General features: G+C 72.6%; 4 protein-coding genes. All 4 read left to right on the top strand.

Annotated features, from left to right (window positions below; translation table 11 throughout):
• A partial coding sequence (locus VF536_RS25175) for an NADH-quinone oxidoreductase subunit H (protein ID WP_331617704.1) occupies window positions 1–415 on the top strand: 415 nt, incomplete at its 5' end.
• Window positions 412–1,365: a tRNA (adenosine(37)-N6)-dimethylallyltransferase MiaA gene (miaA, locus tag VF536_RS25180; RefSeq protein WP_331617705.1), complete on the top strand. Its 954-nt coding sequence runs from the start codon at window positions 412–414 to the stop codon at window positions 1,363–1,365. The genes VF536_RS25175 and miaA, both read left to right, overlap by 4 nt.
• A 94-nt stretch (window positions 1,366–1,459) precedes the next feature.
• Window positions 1,460–2,119, top strand: coding sequence for an ABC transporter ATP-binding protein (locus tag VF536_RS25185; RefSeq protein WP_331617706.1), 660 nt, complete (start codon window positions 1,460–1,462; stop codon window positions 2,117–2,119).
• A 51-nt stretch (window positions 2,120–2,170) separates the two neighbouring features.
• Window positions 2,171–3,346, top strand: a 1,176-nt coding sequence (locus tag VF536_RS25190; protein ID WP_331617707.1) for an ABC transporter permease, incomplete at its 3' end; no start/stop codon positions are given.

Raw genomic sequence — 3,346 nt, forward strand, 5'->3', positions numbered from 1 at the left:
CATGGAACTCCTCATCCCGCTCGCCAAGATCGTCGTCGTTCTCGTCGTCCTCCTTACCTCGGTCGCCTACACGGTGCTCCTCGAGCGCCGCGTGGCGGCCGCCATCCAGAACCGGATCGGCCCGAACCGGGTCGGGTGGAACGGGCTCCTCCAGCCGCTCGCCGACGTCGTCAAACTCGTCATGAAGGAGGATATCGTTCCCCGGAGCGCCAACCGCTTCATCCACGACCTCGCGCCGATGATCTCCATCGCCATCGCGCTCGTCGCGTTCGCCGTCGGCGCGTGGCTGAGCGCCAGCCTCGACGGCACCGTGACGCCGCTGGCCGCCACGATGATGGTGCTCGGCCTGTGCACCGCCACCTGTGCCTGGACGCTGGTCCGCCGGCACGGCCAACCCTCCGCACGTCCCGCATGAGCGACCTCGCCTCCGCGCACGACCTGACCCCGCTCTGCATCGCCGGCCCGACGGGCTGCGGCAAGACCGCCGCGGCGCTCGCGCTCGCGCGCCGCCAGCCGGTGGAGATCATCAGCGTCGATTCCGCGCTGGTGTACCGCGGCATGGACATCGGCACCGCCAAACCGACGCCGGAAGAACTCGCGTCGGTGCCGCACCATCTGATCGACATCCTCGAGCCGACGGAGAGTTATTCCGCCGCGCAGTTCGTCCGCGACGCGACGCGCCTCGTGCCGGAGATCCAGGCCCGCGGCGCCCGCCCGCTGCTCGTGGGCGGCACGATGCTGTACTTCAAGGCGCTCTTCGACGGACTGTCGGAACTGCCTCAGGCCGATGCCGCGCTGCGCGCGCAGCTCGATGCGGACGCGGCCCGCGACGGCTGGCCCGCGATGCATGCGCGCCTGGCGACGCTGGATCCCGAGACGGCCGCGCGCCTGGCGCCGCTGGATGCGCAACGCATCCAGCGCGCGCTGGAGGTCTGCCTGCTCAGCGGCGAGCCGATGTCGGCGCTGTACCGGCGCCAGCGCTCGCAGGGCGTCGACTGGCCGCTGATCTCGCTCGAACCGTCGGACGAGGCGCGCGCCTGGCTGCATGCGCGGCTCGCGCAGCGCTTCGCGCTCATGCTGACGCACGGCTTCATCGACGAAGTCCGGCGCCTGCGCGCGCGTGGCGATCTGCACCTGGGCCTGCCCTCCATGCGCTGCGTCGGTTATCGGCAGGCCTGGGAACTCCTGGACGCGAACGAGTCCTCGCCCGACCTCGCGGCGCTGCAGGAGCTCGGCACCGCCGCGACGCGGCAGCTCGCCAAGCGCCAGATCACCTGGCTGCGCAGCATGCCCGCCCGCCGCATCGTGGCGGCCGAGGCGCCGGATGCGCTGGACCGGCTGATCGCACACGTCGACACGATCTGACCGGGAGCCCGGCGGGACAGGCGCCACAATCCATCGATCGACCTCCGGCTTCTCCACGACGACTTGGAAGATGGTTTCGACGATGGCTTCGACGATGGATGTCCCGCTCCTCACGGCCACCGGCCTGACCAAGCGCTATGGCGCGCAGACGCTGTTCGAGCACCTGTCGCTCACGCTGCAGCGCGGCGAGATGCTCGCGCTGCTCGGCGAATCCGGCAGCGGCAAGTCCACGCTGCTGAACGGCCTGGCCGCGCTGGAGCCGCTGGACCGGGGTCAGGTCGTGCTGCTGGGCCGCGACATCCTGTCGCTGGACGAATCGGGCCAGGCGCAGCTGCGCCGCGAGCAGCTGGGGTTCGTGTTCCAGGCCTTCCACGTGCTGCCGCATCTGAACGTGCACGACAACGTCGCGCTGCCGCTGTTGCTGCAGGGCAAGCCCGATCCGAAACGGGTCGCCGAGATGCTGGACGCGGTCGGCCTGACGGCGCAGGCGCGGCACCTGCCGCGACAGCTGTCCGGCGGCCAATTGCAACGCGTCGCGATCGCCCGCGCGCTGGTGCACCGGCCCGTGCTGGTGCTGGCCGACGAACCCACCGGCAACCTCGATCCGTCGCATGCCGACCAGGTCATGCGGCTGCTGCGACAGCAACTGCTGGAGCAGAACGCGGCCTGCCTGTTGGTGACGCACTCGGCGCACGCGGCGGAACACGCGGACCGCCGCCTGCGGCTCGAGAACGGCCATCTGGTCGAGGCCTGAGCGCGCGATGAGCCCGCGACGGCCCCGACATGACGACGCGATGAGTCCGAGATGATCCCCGGCCCCCCCTCTTCCGCATTCGCCGGCCTGCGCCGCGCCTGGGGCTGGTGGTGGCAGCTCTCGTGGCCGGCGCTGCGCCTGCAGTGGGGACGCCAGCTCGCGGCGCTGCTGACCATCGCGCTGGGGCTGGCGCTGGCGGGCGCGGTGCACTGGATCAACGCGTCGGCGCTGGCGCAGTTCGAGTCGGCCGCGCGCCAGAGCAGCGCCCAGGCCGACATCGAGCTCAGCCCCGCGCCCGGCGCCGCGCCGCTGTCCGACCGCTTCTTCGGGGAACTGGCCGCGCGCGACGACATCGCCGCGCTCGCGCCCCGGCTCGACGCCAGCATCCGCCTCCAGGGCCGCGACGGCGCGTGGCAGCGCGTGCGGCTGATCGGCCTGGACCTGGTGCAGCTCGGCGCCTTCCATCCGCAATGGTTCCCCCGGCTGGACGGCGCGGACCTCGGCCGCGCGCTGCGCGAGCCGTCGCTGCTGGTGAGCGACGCCGCGTGGACGAGACTGGGCTTCGATCTCCCGTCATCGCCCTCGCCGTCGCCCTCGCCGCCGCCCACGCCGTCTTCATCGCGCCCCTCTGCCTCGCCTCCTTCGTCTCCTTCGACTGCGCCGCTGCCGTCCTCTCTGCGAGTGGACCTGCCCGACGAGCCGGCCCCGCTCCCGGTCGTTGGCCGCGTGCCGGACCGCCAGCAGCCGCTGGTGATCGTCGACATCGCCTGGGCGCAGCAGCTGCTGCATCGCCCCGGGCAGCTCGACGCGATCCTGCTGCGCATGGCCTCGGGGCGCGCGGTGCCCGTCGACTGGCCCGCCGGTGTCCAGGCCCAGGCGCCCGCGGACCAGGCCCGCCAGCAGGCCGAGGAGGCGCGCCGCCTCACGCGCGCCTACCGGCTCAATCTCGGCGTGCTGTCGCTGATGGCGCTGTTCGTCGGCGCCTTCATGGTCTTCGCGGTGCACAGCCTGTCGGTGGCGCAGCGGCTCCCGCAACTCGCGCTGCTGGGCGTGCTCGGCATGAGCGCGCGGCAACGGCTGGCGCTGCTGGTGTCGGAAGCGCTGGCGCTGGGCCTGGCGGGCGCGGTGCTCGGTCTGGGCCTGGCCGTCGCGCTCGCGGAGCTCGGCCTGCATGCGCTCGGCGGCGACCTCGGCAGCGGGCTGACCGGACTCAGCGGCGGACGGCCG

Source organism: Roseateles sp. (genome assembly GCF_036486225.1).
Lineage (GTDB): Bacteria > Pseudomonadota > Gammaproteobacteria > Burkholderiales > Burkholderiaceae_C > Roseateles.

Bases quoted from the DNA above. Each gene is read 5' to 3' on its own strand.
- miaA (WP_331617705.1), top strand. From the start codon at position 412: ATGAGCGACCTCGCCTCCGCGCACGACCTGACCCCGCTCTGCATCGCC.
- VF536_RS25185 (WP_331617706.1), top strand. From the start codon at position 1,460: ATGGATGTCCCGCTCCTCACGGCCACCGGCCTGACCAAGCGCTATGGC.